The organism is Thiobacillus denitrificans DSM 12475 (assembly GCF_000376425.1).
Lineage (GTDB): Bacteria > Pseudomonadota > Gammaproteobacteria > Burkholderiales > Thiobacillaceae > Thiobacillus > Thiobacillus denitrificans.
The window spans coordinates 32,645-49,239 of the sequence record NZ_AQWL01000008.1; the positions used below are offsets into that span (position 1 = coordinate 32,645).

At 60.9% G+C, this 16,595-nt stretch carries 12 protein-coding genes and 3 tRNA genes; 1 reads left to right on the forward strand and 14 read right to left on the reverse strand.

Annotation, left to right across the window (positions count from 1 at the left end):
• Positions 1 to 26: 26 nt before the first annotated feature.
• From B059_RS0113020 to B059_RS0113040, 5 genes are read right to left on the reverse strand one after another with little or no spacing between them, the layout of a single operon-like run.
• A complete protein-coding gene (locus B059_RS0113020; RefSeq protein ID WP_018078698.1) occupies positions 27 to 224 on the reverse strand; it encodes a hypothetical protein in 198 nt (65 codons plus the stop codon).
• A complete protein-coding gene (locus B059_RS0113025; protein WP_018078699.1) occupies positions 221 to 2,281 on the reverse strand; it encodes an ABC transporter ATP-binding protein in 2,061 nt (686 codons plus the stop codon). The genes B059_RS0113020 and B059_RS0113025 overlap by 4 nt, the downstream gene beginning before the upstream one ends.
• Positions 2,278 to 3,684 carry an ABC transporter permease gene (locus B059_RS0113030; RefSeq protein ID WP_018078700.1) on the reverse strand — a complete coding sequence of 469 codons (1,407 nt, stop codon included), beginning with the start codon at positions 3,682 to 3,684 and terminating at the stop codon, positions 2,278 to 2,280. Before B059_RS0113030 ends, B059_RS0113025 begins: the two co-directional genes overlap by 4 nt.
• Positions 3,681 to 4,658, reverse strand: a complete 978-nt coding sequence (locus B059_RS0113035) for an ABC transporter permease (RefSeq protein ID WP_018078701.1) — start codon at positions 4,656 to 4,658, stop codon at positions 3,681 to 3,683. Before B059_RS0113035 ends, B059_RS0113030 begins: the two co-directional genes overlap by 4 nt.
• Positions 4,658 to 6,814 carry an ABC transporter substrate-binding protein gene (locus B059_RS0113040; protein WP_018078702.1) on the reverse strand — a complete coding sequence of 719 codons (2,157 nt, stop codon included), beginning with the start codon at positions 6,812 to 6,814 and terminating at the stop codon, positions 4,658 to 4,660. Before B059_RS0113040 ends, B059_RS0113035 begins: the two co-directional genes overlap by 1 nt.
• A gap of 74 nt (positions 6,815 to 6,888) precedes the next feature.
• On the opposite strand from B059_RS0113040, the gene fabI reads away from it, so the two are divergent.
• Positions 6,889 to 7,671 carry an enoyl-ACP reductase FabI gene (fabI, locus tag B059_RS0113045; RefSeq protein ID WP_026177518.1) on the forward strand — a complete coding sequence of 261 codons (783 nt, stop codon included), beginning with the start codon at positions 6,889 to 6,891 and terminating at the stop codon, positions 7,669 to 7,671.
• A gap of 64 nt (positions 7,672 to 7,735) precedes the next feature.
• On the opposite strand, the gene B059_RS0113050 is transcribed toward fabI, so the two are convergent.
• From B059_RS0113050 to B059_RS0113090, 9 genes are all read right to left on the reverse strand, one after another.
• Positions 7,736 to 9,637, reverse strand: coding sequence for a SurA N-terminal domain-containing protein (locus B059_RS0113050; protein WP_018078703.1), 1,902 nt, complete (start codon positions 9,635 to 9,637; stop codon positions 7,736 to 7,738).
• A gap of 155 nt (positions 9,638 to 9,792) precedes the next feature.
• Positions 9,793 to 9,869 (reverse strand) — tRNA-Asp (locus B059_RS0113055).
• A 55-nt stretch (positions 9,870 to 9,924) separates the two neighbouring features.
• Positions 9,925 to 10,000: transfer RNA gene (locus tag B059_RS0113060), tRNA-Val, on the reverse strand.
• Between the two features lie 62 nt (positions 10,001 to 10,062).
• Positions 10,063 to 10,335, reverse strand: coding sequence for an HU family DNA-binding protein (locus B059_RS0113065; protein ID WP_018078704.1), 273 nt, complete (start codon positions 10,333 to 10,335; stop codon positions 10,063 to 10,065).
• A gap of 147 nt (positions 10,336 to 10,482) precedes the next feature.
• Complete coding sequence (gene lon / locus B059_RS0113070) at positions 10,483 to 12,900, reverse strand: endopeptidase La (RefSeq protein ID WP_018078705.1); 2,418 nt, start codon at positions 12,898 to 12,900, stop codon at positions 10,483 to 10,485.
• 172 nt (positions 12,901 to 13,072) lie between these two features.
• Complete coding sequence (clpX, locus tag B059_RS0113075) at positions 13,073 to 14,344, reverse strand: ATP-dependent Clp protease ATP-binding subunit ClpX (RefSeq protein WP_018078706.1); 1,272 nt, start codon at positions 14,342 to 14,344, stop codon at positions 13,073 to 13,075.
• A gap of 13 nt (positions 14,345 to 14,357) precedes the next feature.
• On the reverse strand, positions 14,358 to 15,014 hold the full coding sequence (gene clpP / locus B059_RS0113080) for an ATP-dependent Clp endopeptidase proteolytic subunit ClpP (RefSeq protein ID WP_018078707.1): 657 nt from the start codon (positions 15,012 to 15,014) through the stop codon (positions 14,358 to 14,360).
• Complete coding sequence (gene tig, locus B059_RS0113085; RefSeq protein WP_018078708.1) at positions 15,014 to 16,312, reverse strand: trigger factor; 1,299 nt, start codon at positions 16,310 to 16,312, stop codon at positions 15,014 to 15,016. Before tig ends, clpP begins: the two co-directional genes overlap by 1 nt.
• A gap of 55 nt (positions 16,313 to 16,367) precedes the next feature.
• Positions 16,368 to 16,452, reverse strand: a tRNA-Leu gene (locus B059_RS0113090).
• Positions 16,453 to 16,595: the final 143 nt, after the last annotated feature.

Consider the following 16,595-nt stretch of genomic DNA (forward strand, 5'->3'; position numbering starts at 1 on the left):
GCTCAGCCGCCTCAGCCTAAACCACCCTAGTCGGGTGCGGGCGGCTCGTCCGACTTGTCCGACATCACCAGTACCATGCCGACGGCGGCCAGCACCATCCACAGCACCGCCGCCCAGATACCCAGCGCATCCGACAGCGGCCCCATGAAAAACAGCGTCAGCATGGCCACGCCCAAAACCAGGTTGCCAATCCAGAAATTGCGACTGCGTTTGCCGGTATTCAATTGGGACTCCGTACGGGAAGTGCTTGCCCCTGCGCGGCCACCCAGTGGCAACGCGCCCAGTGCCCGCTGCCCACCACGGTTTGATCGGGATAGATTTGCCGGCACGTTTCGTTTGCATGCGGGCAACGCGGATGGAAATGACAGCCATTGGGCGGATTGAGCGGTGACGGCTGGTCGCCGGCCAGACGAACGATGCGCTGCCCGGCCGGCGGTTCGATGCGCGGCACGGCATTCACCAGCGCCTGGGTATAAGGATGGCGCGGAGCGCGCAGCACTGCCGTCGCCGGGCCCTGTTCGACGATGCGCCCGAGATACATCACCGCCACCTCGTGCGCCAGATAATCGACCACGGCGAGGTTGTGGGTGATAAACAGATAGGCCAGACCCAGGCTGTCCTGCAGGTCTTTCAGCAGATTCAGTATCTGCGCCTGCACCGAGACATCGAGCGCGCTGGTCGGTTCGTCGCAAATCACCAGCCGGGGCGACACCGCCAGCGCCCGCGCAATCGCAATGCGCTGCCGCTGGCCCCCGGAAAACGCATGCGGATAGCGCCCGCCCGCATCGTCGGGCAGCCCCACCTGGCGCAGCAACAGCGCAACCGCATCACGGCGTTGATTTGCCGCCCCCACTCCTAGGGCGTCCATGCCTTCGAGCAGGATGTCCGCCACCCGCATGCGCGGATTGAGCGAACTGAACGGATCCTGGAACACCATCTGCGCCTGTCGCCGCAGGGTGGACGCATTGCGCGCGGTGATGCTCTCGCCGCCCAGCACGATGCTGCCTGCCGTCGGCTCGATCAGCCGCAGCAGCGCCTTGCCCACGGTGGTCTTGCCGCAGCCGGACTCGCCCACCAGTGCCAGCGTGCGGCCCTGCTGGATCGACAGCGTCACATCGTCCACTGCACGTACGTAGCCCACGCTACGCTGGATGAAGCCGCGCCTGATCGGAAAATGCACTTTCAGGCCGTCCACCTGCAGCAGAGCTTGCGCCGCCTGGATTGAATGCGCCGGTGTCGTCACCCCGCGCGCATTGAGCGGCGGCAACATGCCCGCCAGATGGCAGCGCACCCGCTGATCGTTGATCACTTGCCAGTCGGGCGATTGGTCGCGGCAGCGCGCAATCGCAAACGGACAGCGCGGCGCAAAGCGGCAGCCACGTATCCGGTCACCGGGCTTCGGCACCTGGCCGGGAATCGTGGTCAGCCGCGCGCCATCGCCGGGACGCCCCAGAGGACTCCCGTCCGCCACGGGCTCTTGTGCCCGCGAGGGTAGAAGCCCATGCGGCAGCGCCGCGAACAGCATGCGGCTATACGGGTGCTGCGGGGCCGCGAAAAACGCATCGCGCGCACCCTCTTCCAGCAATTCGCCGGCATACATCACCCCCACGCGGTCGGCGTTCTCGGCCACCACCCCGAGATCGTGCGTGATCAGCAGCATGCCCATCCGTCGTTCGGTGCGCAGGTGCCGCAGCACGTCGAGCACCTGCGCCTGGATGGTCACGTCGAGCGCGGTGGTCGGCTCGTCGGCGATCAGAAGCCTGGGCTGGCCGGCCAGCGCCATCGCGATCATCGCCCTCTGGCGCAGGCCGCCGGACAGCTCGAACGGATAACTGTCGAGCCGTCGCAGCGCGTCCGGCACCCCCACCGAATCGAGCAGCCCGCATGCCGCCTCCGACGCCACCCGCCCGCTCAGGCCCTGATGCAGGACCAACGCTTCGACAATCTGATGGCCCACCTTGACGACCGGATTCAGCGCCAGCATCGGCTCCTGGAAAATCATCGCCATGCCGCCGCCACGCACGCGCCGCATGTCGCGCTCGGGCAGTGCCAGCACATCCTGCCCGTCCAGGTGCACCGTACCTGCAGCAATGCGGCCGCCATCCGGCAGCAGCCGCATCAGCGACAGTGCGGTCATCGATTTGCCGCAGCCGGACTCGCCGAGCAGCGCATAGGTTTCGCCAGCGGCGACATGAAAGGACACGCCATCGACCACGCGCAGGGCAGCTGCATCGTGGCCGATTTCGGTGACAAGGCCCTCGACCCGCAGCAAGGGCTTCACCGACGGCCTCCCAGACGTGGGTCGAAGGCATCGCGCACACCGTCGGCAAACAGGTTGGCAGCAAGCACCAGCGCGAACATGAAGGCGAACGCCGCACCGAGCTGCCACCATACCGCCGGCTCACGCGCAAGTTCGAGGCGCGCGCCGTTGATCATGTTGCCCCAGCTGTACATGGAAGGATCGACGCCGACACCGACGTAGGACAGCACCGCTTCGGCCAGCACCAGCCCGGAAAAATCCATAACGACCGCAATCAGCACCAGATGGAAGACATTGGGGAAAATGTGACGGCTGATGATGCGTGCATTCGATACGCCGAAAGCGCGTGCTGCCTCGACGTAATCGAGGGTGCGCAATTTGAGCGATTCGCCGCGCAGCAGCCGTGCCAGTCCGGTCCAGCTGGTCATGCCCATGATCAGGCACAGCGCCAGCAAGCGAATGTCGGCGCGCGCGGCGGCGGTGTCGAACCGTTCGGGGTTGGACTCGATATAGACCTGCACGATCAGCACGGCAGCCGCAATCAGCAGCACGCCCGGGATCGAATTGAGCACGGTGTAGATGTACTGGATCACGTCGTCCACCCAGCCGCGGAAATAGCCCGCCACGATGCCCAGACCGATCGCCAGCGGCAGTGTGACCAGCGTGGTCAGCGTACCGATCACCAGGCCGGTGCGGATGCTCTTGAGGCTGATGTAGAGCACATCCTGCCCCACCTTGTCGGTGCCGAGCACGTGGTAGCCAGACGCCAGCTGCGCCATTGCGCCGCCCAGCATAAGCATCAGCGCCATCATGCCGACGAGCGTGCGGGCGGGCCAGTTCAAACTGCCCTGTCGCCACCTTGCAAGCCAGGTACCGACGGGCAGCTTGAGCCGGCGCGCCTGCCACGCAACCAGTCCGGCAAACAGCAGCAGGCTGGCGAGGGCGCCCTGCGCGGCGCCGGCAAGGGTACGCCGCGCGATGTCGGCCCTCCGCTCCTCGGCGTGCTGCAGATGCGCGCCGCCATATTGCAGACGCGGATAATCGCGTACGGCCACGCCATTCCGCTCGACGAATTCCATGGCATACAACTGTATCGCCAGCGGCCCCGAATAGGTTTTTTCCTGCCGGGTGCGCAGGCCACTCACCAGCGCGTCGAACACGCTCATCACCTCGACTGAATACTGCGGCTTGCCGGCCTGGCTGTCGGGCAGCCGTTCCCGATAATGCAGCGAATCGAGCAGGCCGGTGACGGCGAATGCGCCCAGCACCAGAGCCGCCCCCATCGCCATCGGGCGCTGCGCCACGACCACCCACGGAGCGCGCAGATGATCGTGGCGACGGATGAACCAGATCAGCGCCAGCACCCCCGCCAACAGTGCAAAAATCAGCGCGTCGGTCCACAGGATCACGGGCATGAAACTCATTGCAGCCTCACTCGCGGATCGGCCCACGAATAGGAAATGTCGGTAAGGATGAGGCCGACGATATAGAGGAAGGAGCCCAGAAACACCATCGCACGCACTACCGCAAAATCCTGTGCCTGGATCGCGTCGATGGTGTAGCTGCCCAGCCCCGGGATGCCGAAGAAGGATTCGGTGATCAGGCTTCCCATGAACAGCAGCGGCAGCACCACCACTGCACCGGTGAGGATCGGGATCATGCCATTCTTCAGCACGTGGCGAAACAGTACCCGGATTTCGGACAAGCCCTTGGCGCGCGCGGTGCGCACATAGTCCTTGCCGATTTCCTCGAGGAAAATCGTGCGGTACCAGCGCGCTCCGCTGCCGATTCCTGCCATCACGCTGACCAGTACCGGCAGCAGGACGAACCTGAGTCCGTCGATGCCTCCGGCAAAGCCCGAAATCGGCAGCAGGTTCCACAATTTGGCGATGAAATACTGCCCGGCAATGATGTAGAACAGGCTCGATATCGACATCAGCACCACGCACAGCACCACGCCCCACAGGTCGAGGTAGGTGGCACGGAAAAACACCATCAGCAGGGCGAAGGTGATGTTGGCCAGCAGGCCGATGGCGAACACCGGCAGCGCGATCGCCAGGCTCGGTCCCATGCGGGTGCGGATTTCGTTGCCGATGTCACGGCCGTCGTCGCTTTTACCGAACTCGAAGACGAACATCGCCGCCGAGTGCTGGAAAAAAATCGTGTCGGTGAACTGCGCGCTGCCCGTTGCCTCCACATTCAGCAGCAGCGGCTTGTCGTAGCCGTGCTCGGTCTTCCAGCGTTCGATCGCCTCCGGCGTCACGTGCTTGACGCCGAGTTGCAGCCGCGCCATGTCGTCCGGCGTGTTGACGACGAAAAACAGCGCGAAGGTCAGCAGGTTGACCCCGATGAGGATCGGGATCGCATACAGCAGGCGGCGCAGGATATATGCGAACATCAGGCGGTCTTTCGTTCATGCCGCCGCCACGCGATCAGCGCCGGCGCAATCACGGCCGCCAGCGCGGCGGCCAGCAGGAAGAGCGGCCACAGCACCGGGCGGTTCCATTCGGCGCGCCGGGCTTCGCGCGCGGCAGCGTCGATACGGCGGTATTTGAGGGTGTTGTTCGCCATCAGGTTGGGCTTGACGTTATGCACCCAGCCGTGACGCAGGCCGAAGGCCTTGGGATGGTAGGCGAAGATCCACGGCGCATCGCGGCGCACGACGTCGAGCATGGCATCGATCACCTGCTGGCGCGCAGGACCGTTGTCCATGTCCTTCATCCGTTCGAACAGGCGGTCGAACTCGGGATTGTCATAGTTGGCGGCATTCTCGCCACCGCTGCCAACTTTCTTGTGCGGGCCGTAGAGCAGGAAGAAGAAATTTTCCGGATCGGGGTAGTCGGCGTTCCAGCCCCATTCGAACAGCTGGGCATTGCCCTTGCGGATCTTGTCCTGAAAACGGTTGTAGTCGGTGCCGCGCACCACCAGCTGCACATTGAGCTTGTCGAGCTGCTTCTTCATCCAGTCGAGCCGCGACTTGGCATCGGGACCGGATGCCATGGTATCGAAATACAGTACCAGCGGTTCACCCGTCTTCGCGTTGCGGCCGTTCGGATAGCCCGCCTCGGCCAGCAGACGGCGTGCGGCCTCGATCGGGCGGCGTGCGATCTTGCCGTCGCGCGCTTCGTAGACATAGGGATTCAGTCCCGCCACGCCTTCGACATAGCCGAACAATCCCGGCGGGATCGGCCCCTGCGCGGGTATGCCGCGGCCATTGAGGAAAATGGAAATGAACTCGTCATAGTCGAATGCAATGGACAGTGCCTGGCGTAATTTGCGGCGGTCCTCGCCGAGGCCGCCCACCACCGGATCGAGCATATTGAAACCGACATACCACAGGGACGCCGCCACGGTGGTAACGAGGCCGATGCCCTTGGCGCGCATGGAATCGGTGAGCTGCGGGTCGCCGCCGGCGGAGAACTTCACGGCCTGATCGAAGCTGTCGGAGCTGATGCCGGAGCTGTCGTAATAACCCTGCAGAAACTTGCTCCAGTAGGGGATGGTTTCCTTTTCCAGGCTGAACACGGCTTCGTCCACCAGCGGCAGGCGTTTGCCGGCGTCGGCCAGCAGCCCGGCCTGTCTGTCTTCATCGCTGCCTTCCACCGGATAGGTTTCGCCGTGGTAGTACGGGTTCCTTTTCAGTACCATGCGGCGATTGGGATCGTTTTCCGCCAGGTAATACGGCCCGGTCCCGACCGGCTGCCAGTCGATTGTGAGATTGCCCTCGGCCAGGCCGGGCTGGGCATAGAAGGCGTCGGCCTCCCAGGGAATCGGCGCAAAAAACGGCATTGCCAGCCAGTAGATGAACTGCGGGTATTTGCCTTTGACACGGATGCGGTAGGTGTAGCGGTCGACGACCTGTGCCCCTTCAAGGACGAAGTCGTCGAGGTTCAGCGCTGCACCGGGGCGGGATTGAGCTGCTTTTTCCAGCGCCGCCCCCAGCGCCTTCAGCCCGACGATGTGTTCGGCCATCAGGCCAAAAATCGGTGAACTGAGCCGCGGGTTGGCCAGGCGTTTGATCTGGTACACATAATCGGCAGCCACCAGTTCGCGCGTGCCGCTGTGCTCAAAATCCTGGATCCGGGTTTTTTTTGCGGCGTCCGCGGCCGTGAGCGCATGGTAGCGATAGCGCCCCGTCGCATCGCGTGCGAATGCAGGATGCGGCTGATAGCGGATGCCGGGGCGGATGCGGATTTCGTACACGCTTTCGGCAATGGCTGCAGACGGTGCGTCGTCAGGCAAGGCATTGCCCGACGCATCGACGTAGCGCGGCTTAGGCACCGTCTCGGCGGTCAGGGGGATCAGGGTGTAGGGACGTTTGAGGAAATGGTACTGCAGCGGCGGTTCGTAGATCTGGCCAGTGAATTCCACTTCGTTCGAGCTATAGGAGCGGGCCGGATCGAGATGCTTGGGACGCTCGGAAAATGCGCTGTAAAGCACACTCGCGCTCGTATCGCTGCCGGGATAGGGGTCGTTCCAGCTGTCGGAGCATCCTGCCATCAAGCCTAGCCCCAGCAGGCCCGTCCCCAATAAAATCGTCCCGATGCGCCCCATGCCGCAAGTGTACCCAAGCACGCAGCCAACGTCAGCCGTTATAATCCGGGGCACCCCAACTTTTCGAGACCATCATGGGATTTCTTGCAGGAAAACGCTTGCTGATCACCGGCGTGATATCCAGCCGTTCGATCGCCTACGGTATCGCCGCTGCATGCAGGCGCGAAGGCGCCGAGCTGGCTTTCACCTATCAGGGCGAGCGCATCAAGGAACGGGTCACGGAGTTCGCCCAGGAGTTCGGTTCCCAGCTGGTGTTCCCATGTGATGTCGGCAGCGACGAGCAGATCGACGCACTGTTTGACGAACTCGGCAAGCATTGGGACGGACTCGACGGGCTGGTTCACTCGATCGCCTTTGCACCGAAGGAAGCCCTGGCCGGTGATTATCTCTCCGCAGTCACCCGGGAAAACTTCCGCATCGCCCACGACATCAGTGCCTACAGCTTCGCCGCGCTGGCCAAGGCTGCGTTGCCGATGATGGAAGGCCGCCAGGCGGCGCTGCTGACGCTGTCGTATCTCGGCGCCGTCCGCTCCGTCCCCAATTACAACGTCATGGGCCTGGCCAAGGCCAGCCTCGAATCCAGCGTGTACTACATGGCGCAGAGCCTCGGTCCCAAGGGCATCCGTGTCAATGCGGTATCGGCCGGGCCGATCAAGACGCTGGCCGCCAGCGGCATCGCCAATTTCGGCGAGAAGCTTGATGTCGTGGCCAAGAACGCGCCGCTACGCCGTAATGTGACCATCGATGAAGTGGGTAACGCTGCCGCTTTCCTGCTTTCCGATCTGGCGTCCGGCATTACCGGCGAAATCACCTATGTCGACGCCGGCTTCAATTCCACCGCTGGCGCCGAGAGCTGATCTGAACTTTCCCGCAATAAAAAACGCGCCTTCAAGGCGCGTTTTTTATTGCGGCTGCGATGGCTTATCTGCCCTCGATCGCGTTAGGCTGGATTTTTACTTTCTGGCCGGCGGTAATCAGCGCAGCCATCGCTTTCATATCCGCACGCTGCTGCGCCTGCGTGACGCCGGCTTCGATCGACGACAGCAACATCGGATCCAGCGCCGGCGCATCCAGCACACGGCTCACGCGTACGATGCGATACGAGCCGTCGGGACGGGCGAAACCGGTGTAGGCAGGCAGTTTTTCCGTGCTGACGCGAAAGACCGCTTTGGCACCGGCCGCATCCAGCACGGCGGAAGGTTGACGCCCCACGATCTGGAAAGCCGACCAGTTCAGTCCCGCTTCGTCGCCCTTTGCCAGCGCCTTGAGGGTGGCTTCAGCTTTTTGCTCCAGCAAACGCATGCTCTGCTCGGTGCGCAGCCTGGTCTCGATCGCCTGCGACACCTCGGTCAGCGGACGCAACCGGGCCGGGCGATATTCCGCCACCCGCGCAGCAACCAGGGTGCCAGGCTGCACTTCAATGGCTTCGGTGTTCTGCCTGGATTTGACCGATTCCGGACTGAACAGCGCGGCCGACAAGGCAGCATGATTGAAAGGCGGCGGCGCAGTCTTGGCCGCCATCCAGCCGCTTTGCTGAACCGTCAGCTTGGCTGCGGCGGCGGCGGGCTGCAACGACTGAGCATTCTCGTACACCAGATTGCTGAAACTGTCGGCCAGGTCGGCAAAGGCTTTTTGTGCCTGCTGCTTGCGCAACTCGCTCACAACCGCTGCACGCACCTCGGCTAGCGGTGCAGTCTGGGCCGCCTGAATGCCATCCAGCCGGATGATGTGATAACCGAAATCGCTTTCCACTGGTCCACGGATTTCATTGGGTTTCATGCTGAACACGGCATCTTCGAAGGATTTGACCATCATGCCGCGACCAAAGCTGCCCAGGCTGCCATCCTGCGCGGCCGACCCCGGATCCTGCGACTGAGTGCGCGCCAACTCGGCAAAACGCTGCGGGTTTTTCTGCAGGGTTTGCGCCAGTTCGGCCGCTTTTGCCTTGGCTTTGGCACGCGAAGCCGCATCCGCATTTTTATCTGCGGCAATCAGGATGTGGCTCGCACTGCGCTGTTCCGGCTGCCCGAACTGGGCGGCATGGGAAGCGTAGTAATCTGTCACGGCCTGCTCGCTCACCGCAATACCCGCCGCTACGCTTGCCATATCCAGTACCAGATATTCGGCGCGGATCTGCTCGGGTTCGGTGAATTCATCTTTGTTTGCCGTGTAGTAACGCTCAACGTCGGCAGGCGTCACCTGGATCTGCGACGCCACCGCTGAAACCGGCAGATCGACCCAGGCAACCTCACGCTGTTGCGCCACCAGGCGGGCAATTTGAGCCAGCGATGTGCCGGACGGGAACGCCGCAAGCGAAACCGGACTGGTAATGGCCTCCAGCATGAACGCCTGACGCAATTCATTTTCAAACTGGGCGGGCGTGCGGCCATTCTGGCGTAGCACCGCCTCGTACCGCTGCTGCGAAAACTTGCCGTCCTGCTGGAAAGCCGGGATCTGCGCCAGCACCGACGCAATATAGGCATCGGGTGCCAGGAATTTGAGCTTTTGCGCATTCTGCAGCAAGGCCTTACGCTCGACCAGGCTGTCGAGAACCTGTTTGCGGAAATTTGCCGTTTCGGTAACGGCAGGATCAAATGCAGGGCCGAGCGCCTCGCGCATGCGATCACTCTGTGCCTGGATCTCCCGGGTCAGTTCTTCACGCGAAATCCCCACGTCGCCGACCTCGGCAACCACACCGCCACGGGTGTCGCCGTTCATGTAGGAATCCATACCGAACAAGGCGAAGGTGATTGCGATCAAGGCCAGTATGACTTTGGCCAGCCAGCCCTTTGCATGCTTGCGGATTGCTTCGAGCACGGTCATTAACTCCAGAAAAAACGCCAGCGCGAATTCTCGCGCACTTTGCGTCTCGCGTCTCGCCCGGCGCGATATTAAAAGTTGCGCACGGATAATTTCAATCGATGCGATAAAAGGCGCTGAAAATAAAAAAGGCGAACTCGCGTTCGCCTTTTTGGTGTTGGCGGAGTGGACGGGACTCGAACCCGCGACCCCCGGCGTGACAGGCCGGTATTCTAACCAACTGAACTACCACTCCCTGATGCTACAAAAACTATACTGCCTAAAACTTGACCGCTTATTTTTTACCCTGCTGGTGGGTGCTGAGGGGTTCGAACCCCCGACATTCGCCTTGTAAGGGCGACGCTCTACCAGCTGAGCTAAGCACCCGACAAAGACCAAAATTCTACAACAGATTTCCCAGTCTTGCCAAATGCATATCGTAATTTTTATTAATTGATGGCGTCTTTCAGGCCTTTGCCGGCACGGAACTTCGGCACTTTGGCAGCCTTGATCTTGATGGTTACGCCGGTGCGCGGATTGCGGCCCGTACGCGCGGCGCGCTTGCCGACATAGAAGCTGCCAAAACCCACCAGCGTCACCATGTCACCCTTCTTCAGCGCTTTCTTGACAGCTTCAACCGTTGCATCCAGTGCACGACCGGCAGCTGCCTTGGAAATGTCGGCCGAGTCGGCAATGGCATCGATCAATTCGGATTTGTTCACGTGTTGTCCCCTTCACTCAAGTGGCACAGGAAAACCCTGTGGGCGCTTTTATAGCAACCCGCAAAACCTTGTGTCAAGCGGTTTTCCGGGCTATTGACAAAAAATCCCGCGGCTGGCGCGGGATTCCGACGAGCGGTTGGAAAATACTCAGTGTTTGAGCGCCGCGGCAGCGGTCCCTCCCTCTTCCGGAACGGCAATCGCCGGGGTTTCTGCTTCCGGTTCGTCCTGCAGGGGCTCGGGCGTGTGCTCCAACGCCAATTCAAGAACCTGATCGATCCACTTGACCGGATGAATATCGAGTTTGTTCTTGATGTTGTCAGGAATCTCGGTCAGATCCTTGACGTTTTCCTGCGGGATCAGCACCGTCTTGATTCCGCCACGATGCGCGGCCAGCAGCTTTTCCTTCAGACCGCCGATCGGCAGCACCTCACCCCGCAGCGTAATCTCGCCGGTCATCGCAACGTCCGCGCGTACCGGAATCCCGGTGAGGATCGACACCATCGACGTGCAGATGGCGATACCCGCAGATGGCCCGTCTTTCGGCGTCGCACCTTCCGGCAGGTGAATATGGATATCGTGTTTCTGGTAAAAGTCCTCCTGGATACCCAACTTGCGCGCACGCGAGCGCACCACGGATAGCGCGGCCTGGATGGATTCCTGCATCACCTCGCCGAGCTTGCCGGTGGTCGTCATCTTGCCGCGTCCGGGCAGGGAGACCGCCTCGATGGTCAGCAATTCGCCGCCGACCTCGGTCCAGGCCAGCCCCGTCACCTGCCCCACCTGGTTGTTCTGTTCCGCGATGCCGAAGCTGAAACGCCGCACGCCAAGGTATTTCTCCAGATTGCGCGACGTGACTTGGATCTTGGTGCTCTGTTTCTTCAACAACAGGGCCTTGACTGCTTTGCGGCAGATTTTTGAAACCTCGCGTTCCAGACTGCGCACACCGGCCTCACGCGTGTAGTAGCGCACGATGTCGCGCAACGCCGACTCGGCAATGGCGAGCTCGCCTTCCTTGATGCCATTGACCTTGAGTTGTTTGGGTACCAGATAGCGCTCGGCAATGTTGATTTTCTCGTCCTCGGTGTAGCCCGACAGGCGGATCACTTCCATCCGGTCGAGTAACGGTGCCGGCAGATTGAGTGAGTTGGCCGTGGCGACGAACATCACGTCGGAAAGATCGTACTCGACCTCGATGTAATGATCCTGAAAGGTATGATTCTGCTCGGGATCAAGCACTTCCAGCAACGCCGACGACGGATCGCCGCGAAAATCCTGCCCCATCTTGTCGACTTCATCGAGCAGGAACAACGGATTCCTCACCCCGACCTTGGTCAGGCTTTGCAGGATCTTGCCCGGCATCGAGCCGATGTAGGTGCGGCGGTGTCCGCGAATCTCGGATTCGTCGCGCACGCCGCCCAGCGCCATGCGAACGAACTTGCGATTGGTCGCGCGAGCAATGGACTGGCCGAGCGAGGTCTTGCCTACGCCAGGCGGTCCCACCAGACAGAGAATCGGCGCCTTCACCTTGTCGACGCGCTGCTGCACCGCGAGGTATTCCAGGATGCGCTCCTTGACCTTGTCGAGTCCGTAGTGGTCCTGGTCGAGCACTTTCTCGGCCTTGAGCAGATCCTTGCTGATCCTGGTTTTCTTTTTCCACGGCAGGCCGACCATGGCTTCGATATAGCTGCGAATCACGGTGGCTTCGGCCGACATCGGCGACATCATGCGCAGCTTTTTCAGTTCGCCCATGGCTTTGGTTTCGGCCTCCCTGGACATGCTGGCATCCTTGATGCGCTTTTCCAGTTCTTCCAGCTCGGCGCCTTCTTCGATGTCGCCCAGCTCCTTCTGGATCGCCTTGACCTGTTCATTCAGGTAGTACTCGCGCTGGCTTTTCTCCATCTGCCGCTTGACACGGCCACGGATGCGCTTTTCAACCTGCAGGATGTCGAGTTCGCCTTCCAGCAGGCCGAGCAGATGCTCCAGGCGCTTGTTGACGCCGATCATTTCCAGCACTTCCTGCTTCTGCTCCAGCTTTAGCGGCAGATGCGCGACGATGGTGTCGGCCAGACGGCCGCCTTCGTCGATTCCCGCCAGCGAGGTAAGGATTTCCGGCGGAATTTTCTTGTTCAGTTTGACGTACTGGTCGAACTGCGTCAGCAAGGCGCGGCGCATGGCCTCGACTTCAACCAGTTCCTCACCCTCGGCGGGCAGAATTTCGGCGCGCGCCGCGAGATGGGTGCCGCTGTCGGTCACCTCCAGGACGCGGGCACGCTGATTACCCTCTACCAGTACCTTGACGGTACCATCGGGCAGCTTCAGCATTTGCAGTACGGTGGCCACGCTGCCGGTATCGTAGAGATCCTCCGGCGTGGGGTCGTCCTGGGCTGCCGTTTTTTGGGCAACCAGAAGAATGCTCTTGCCGGATTCCATCGAGGTTTCCAGTGCCTTGATCGACTTGGGGCGGCCGACGAACAGCGGGATGACCATGTGTGGGAAGACCACCACATCCCTAAGCGGCAACAGCGGCAGATCGACCTGTTCCTTGGATACGTTGTCGCTCATCATGATTTCCTGGTAAGGGTTGAGGAAAGGATGCGCGGCATTCAACCACGCTCTACCCGTAAAAGGCAGACCGTGTTTGTAAAGCCGATAAATCGGCAACAACCACGCTCATCCATAATTGGGGGGCATAGGTTGGAATTCAAGATGGCTGACAGGTTCCCCGTCAGCCATCAATTCAGGCTCCGGCTGCCAGCGGCTGGTCGTCCTGTTCGGAGTAAATCAGCAAGGGTTTGCCCTCGCCGTTGATCAGACTGTTGTCCACCACCACCTTGCTGACCCCTTTGAGTGAGGGCAGGTCGTACATGGTATCGAGCAGGGCATGCTCGATGATCGAACGCAGGCCACGTGCGCCGGTACGGCGATTCAGCGCACGCTTGGCAATGGCGTTGAGTGCATCGTCGCGGAATTCGAGCTCGACGCCTTCCATCTTGAAGAGCTTGGCGAACTGCTTGGTCAGCGCATTCTTCGGCTCGGTCAGAATCTGTACCAGCGCCGCTTCATCGAGTTCATCCAGCGTCGCCACCACCGGCAAACGCCCGACAAATTCCGGGATCAGGCCGTATTTGATGAGATCTTCGGGTTCAACCTGGTGCAGCAACTCGGCGTCACGCTTGGTTTCATCGACATTCTTCACCTGCGCGCCAAAGCCGATGCCGCCTTTCTCGGTGCGGCCGCGGATGACCTTTTCCAGCCCACTGAACGCGCCGCCGCAGATGAACAGGATATTGCTGGTGTCGACCTGAACGAATTCCTGATTCGGATGCTTGCGCCCGCCCTGTGGCGGAATCGAGGCAGTGGTGCCCTCGATCAGTTTCAGCAGTGCCTGCTGCACGCCTTCGCCCGACACATCGCGGGTAATCGAGGGGTTGTCGGCCTTGCGCGAAATCTTGTCGATTTCGTCGATATAAACGATACCCTGCTTGGCCTTGTCGACATCGTAATCGCACTTCTGCAGCAGCTTCTGGATGATGTTCTCGACGTCCTCGCCGACGTAGCCGGCTTCGGTCAGCGTGGTGGCATCGGCGATCACGAAGGGCACGTTCAACAGGCGCGCCAGCGTCTGCGCCAGCAGGGTCTTGCCCGACCCGGTAGGGCCGATCAGGAGGATATTGCTCTTGGCCAACTCGACTTCGCCGCTGCCGGAATTGCTGCGCAGGCGTTTGTAGTGATTGTAGACCGCGACGGCAAGCGCCTTCTTGGCCTGTCCCTGGCCGATCACATACTGGTCGAGAATGCTGCTGATTTCATGCGGTGTCGGCAGGTCGGAGCCTGCCCCCTTCTGGCTGTCGGCCTGCTGGATTTCCTCGCGGATGATGTCGTTGCATAGCTCGACGCATTCATCGCAGATGAACACCGATGGCCCAGCAATCAGCTTGCGCACTTCGTGCTGGCTTTTGCCGCAGAAGGAGCAGTAAAGAAGTTTGTCACCCGAGCCTTTGTCTGCCATGCCAGTTCCTTGCTTAATTACCTGATGCCTCAATGCGGCTGGTCAGCACCTTGTCGACCAGCCCATATTTCACCGAATCTTCCGCACTCATGAAGTTGTCGCGATCGGTGTCGCGATCGATTGCTTCCAGACTCTGTCCGGTATGCTTGGCCAGCATATCGTTGAGGCGCGCTTTCAGATACAGGATTTCCTTGGCGTGGATTTCGATGTCCGACGCCTGCCCCTGGAAACCGCCCAGTGGCTGATGGATCATCACGCGCGAGTTCGGCAGGCAGTAGCGCTTGCCCTTGGCGCCTGCGGTCAGCAGGAACGCGCCCATGCTGGCCGCCTGACCGATGCAGAGCGTGGACACATCCGGCTTGATGAACTGCATGGTGTCGTAGATCGCCAGTCCGGCCGAAACCGAGCCACCCGGCGAGTTGATGTAGAAATAGATATCCTTGTCGGGATTTTCCGACTCCAGGAATAGCATCTGCGCGACCACCAGGTTGGCCGTCGCGTCGTTCACCGGACCGACCAGGAAAATCACCCGTTCCTTGAGGAGGCGCGAGTAAATATCGTAGGCACGCTCGCCGCGGCCGCTCTGTTCGACGACCATGGGGACCAGCCCCAGCCCCTGTGGCTCGAAGGGCTGTGAATTGGAAATACCGTGTTCGAAATCAATGCGCATCAGGCACGTCCCATCAAATCTTCAAAGGAGGTTGTCACGTCTTCCACTTGGGCCTGACCTGCAACCCATGCTACCACATTCTCTTCCAGCGCCAGGGACTCGATCTCCCGCATCCGCTCAGGGCTCTGGTAGTACCACTGCACCACCTGTTCCGGCTCCTCGTAGCTTTGCGCCTGCTCCTGAATCAAGGCGCGGATTTGCTCCGGCTGTGCCACCAACTTGTTCGCCTGCACGATCTCGGCCAGGATCAAGCCCAAACGGACACGTCGCTCGGCCTGTCCAGTAAACATATCGGCAGACAGTTTCATGGTCTGAACCCCGCGCGACTGCATATCGGCCTCAGTCATCTTCTGCAGACGGTCGGTCTCCATCGCCACCAGACTCTGCGGCAGATCCAGCGTGCTTTTCTGCAGCAGCAACTCCATCGCCTGTTCTTTAAGTTTCGCCTGCACGCGGCGTTTCACTTCGCGCTCCAGGTTGGTCTTGACCTCGGCCTTGAGTTTCTCGACGTCGCCGTCCTCGACTCCCAGCGCCTTGGCAAATTCCGCATTTACCGGCGGCAGCACAGGGGCCTGAACATCCCTGACCTGCACCTCGAAATGCGCGGCTTTGCCGGCGAGTTCCCTGGCGGCATACTCAGCCGGGAAAGTCAGATCAAATCCCTTGCTGTCGCCCGCCTTGAGCCCGACCAGGCTGTGTTCGAAATCCTTCAGCAAACGGCCTTCGCCGATTACCGCGGCGAAGTCTTCACCCTTGCCTCCTTCGAATGCTGCGCCGTCGACCGTACCCTGATAGTCGAATTTGACTAGGTCGCCCTCCATTGCGCCCCGCTCGGTCGTCTCGAAGCTGCGGCGCTGCTTCTGCAGCACTTCCAGTGTCTTTGCGATATCGGCCTCGCCCAGGCTCACAACGGGGCGGCTGAGTTTGCCGGTGTTCAACACGTCGATCTTCACTTCAGGATAGACCTCAAAACTGGCGCTGAAAGTCATTTCCGCCGCCGCCGTCTGCCCCGCCTTCGGCTCGAAGCGCGGATAACCCGCGATTTTCAACTGGTGGGCCTGCACGGCCTCGCCAAAACGGGATTGCAGGGTTTCACCCAGCACTTCCTGGCGCACGCCGACGCCGTGCTGGCGCGTCACTGCGCTCAGCGGCGCCTTGCCAGGACGGAAACCATCCATCTTGACGTTGCGTGCCAAACGCTTCAGACGGCTCTGTACTTCGGTTTCCAGCTGATCCATGGGCACGCTTATATCCAGGCGCCGGGCCAGACCTTCGAGGACTTCAAGATTTGCTTGCATCAAAATACTTCCTGGCTGAATTGAAATGTAATGTAAGGGTGAACAGCATAAAGCATGGTGCGAAAGGGGGGACTCGAACCCCCACGCCTTGCGGCGCTGGAACCTAAATCCAGTGCGTCTACCAATTCCGCCACTCTCGCGGCCTGACCGCAAAGCTATCGACCAATAAGTGTAATATAATCAAAGCGATGCTGTCACCCAAGCCGACCGGGCATCCTGCTAAGTCATTATTCCCATTCCGTTTTTTTGTTACCGGTGCCGGTCGATCACTACGAAAACTTCC

What these genes read in the sequence shown, in the direction of transcription:
- B059_RS0113050 (WP_018078703.1), bottom strand. Translation starts at nt 9,637, where the DNA reads ATGACCGTGCTCGAAGCAATCCGCAAGCATGCAAAGGGCTGGCTGGCC.
- fabI (WP_026177518.1), top strand. Translation starts at nt 6,889, where the DNA reads ATGGGATTTCTTGCAGGAAAACGCTTGCTGATCACCGGCGTGATATCC.
- lon (WP_018078705.1), bottom strand. Translation starts at nt 12,900, where the DNA reads ATGATGAGCGACAACGTATCCAAGGAACAGGTCGATCTGCCGCTGTTG.
- tig (WP_018078708.1), bottom strand. Translation starts at nt 16,312, where the DNA reads ATGCAAGCAAATCTTGAAGTCCTCGAAGGTCTGGCCCGGCGCCTGGAT.
- clpP (WP_018078707.1), bottom strand. Translation starts at nt 15,014, where the DNA reads ATGCGCATTGATTTCGAACACGGTATTTCCAATTCACAGCCCTTCGAG.
- B059_RS0113035 (WP_018078701.1), bottom strand. Translation starts at nt 4,658, where the DNA reads ATGTTCGCATATATCCTGCGCCGCCTGCTGTATGCGATCCCGATCCTC.
- B059_RS0113040 (WP_018078702.1), bottom strand. Translation starts at nt 6,814, where the DNA reads ATGGGGCGCATCGGGACGATTTTATTGGGGACGGGCCTGCTGGGGCTA.
- B059_RS0113030 (WP_018078700.1), bottom strand. Translation starts at nt 3,684, where the DNA reads ATGAGTTTCATGCCCGTGATCCTGTGGACCGACGCGCTGATTTTTGCA.
- clpX (WP_018078706.1), bottom strand. Translation starts at nt 14,344, where the DNA reads ATGGCAGACAAAGGCTCGGGTGACAAACTTCTTTACTGCTCCTTCTGC.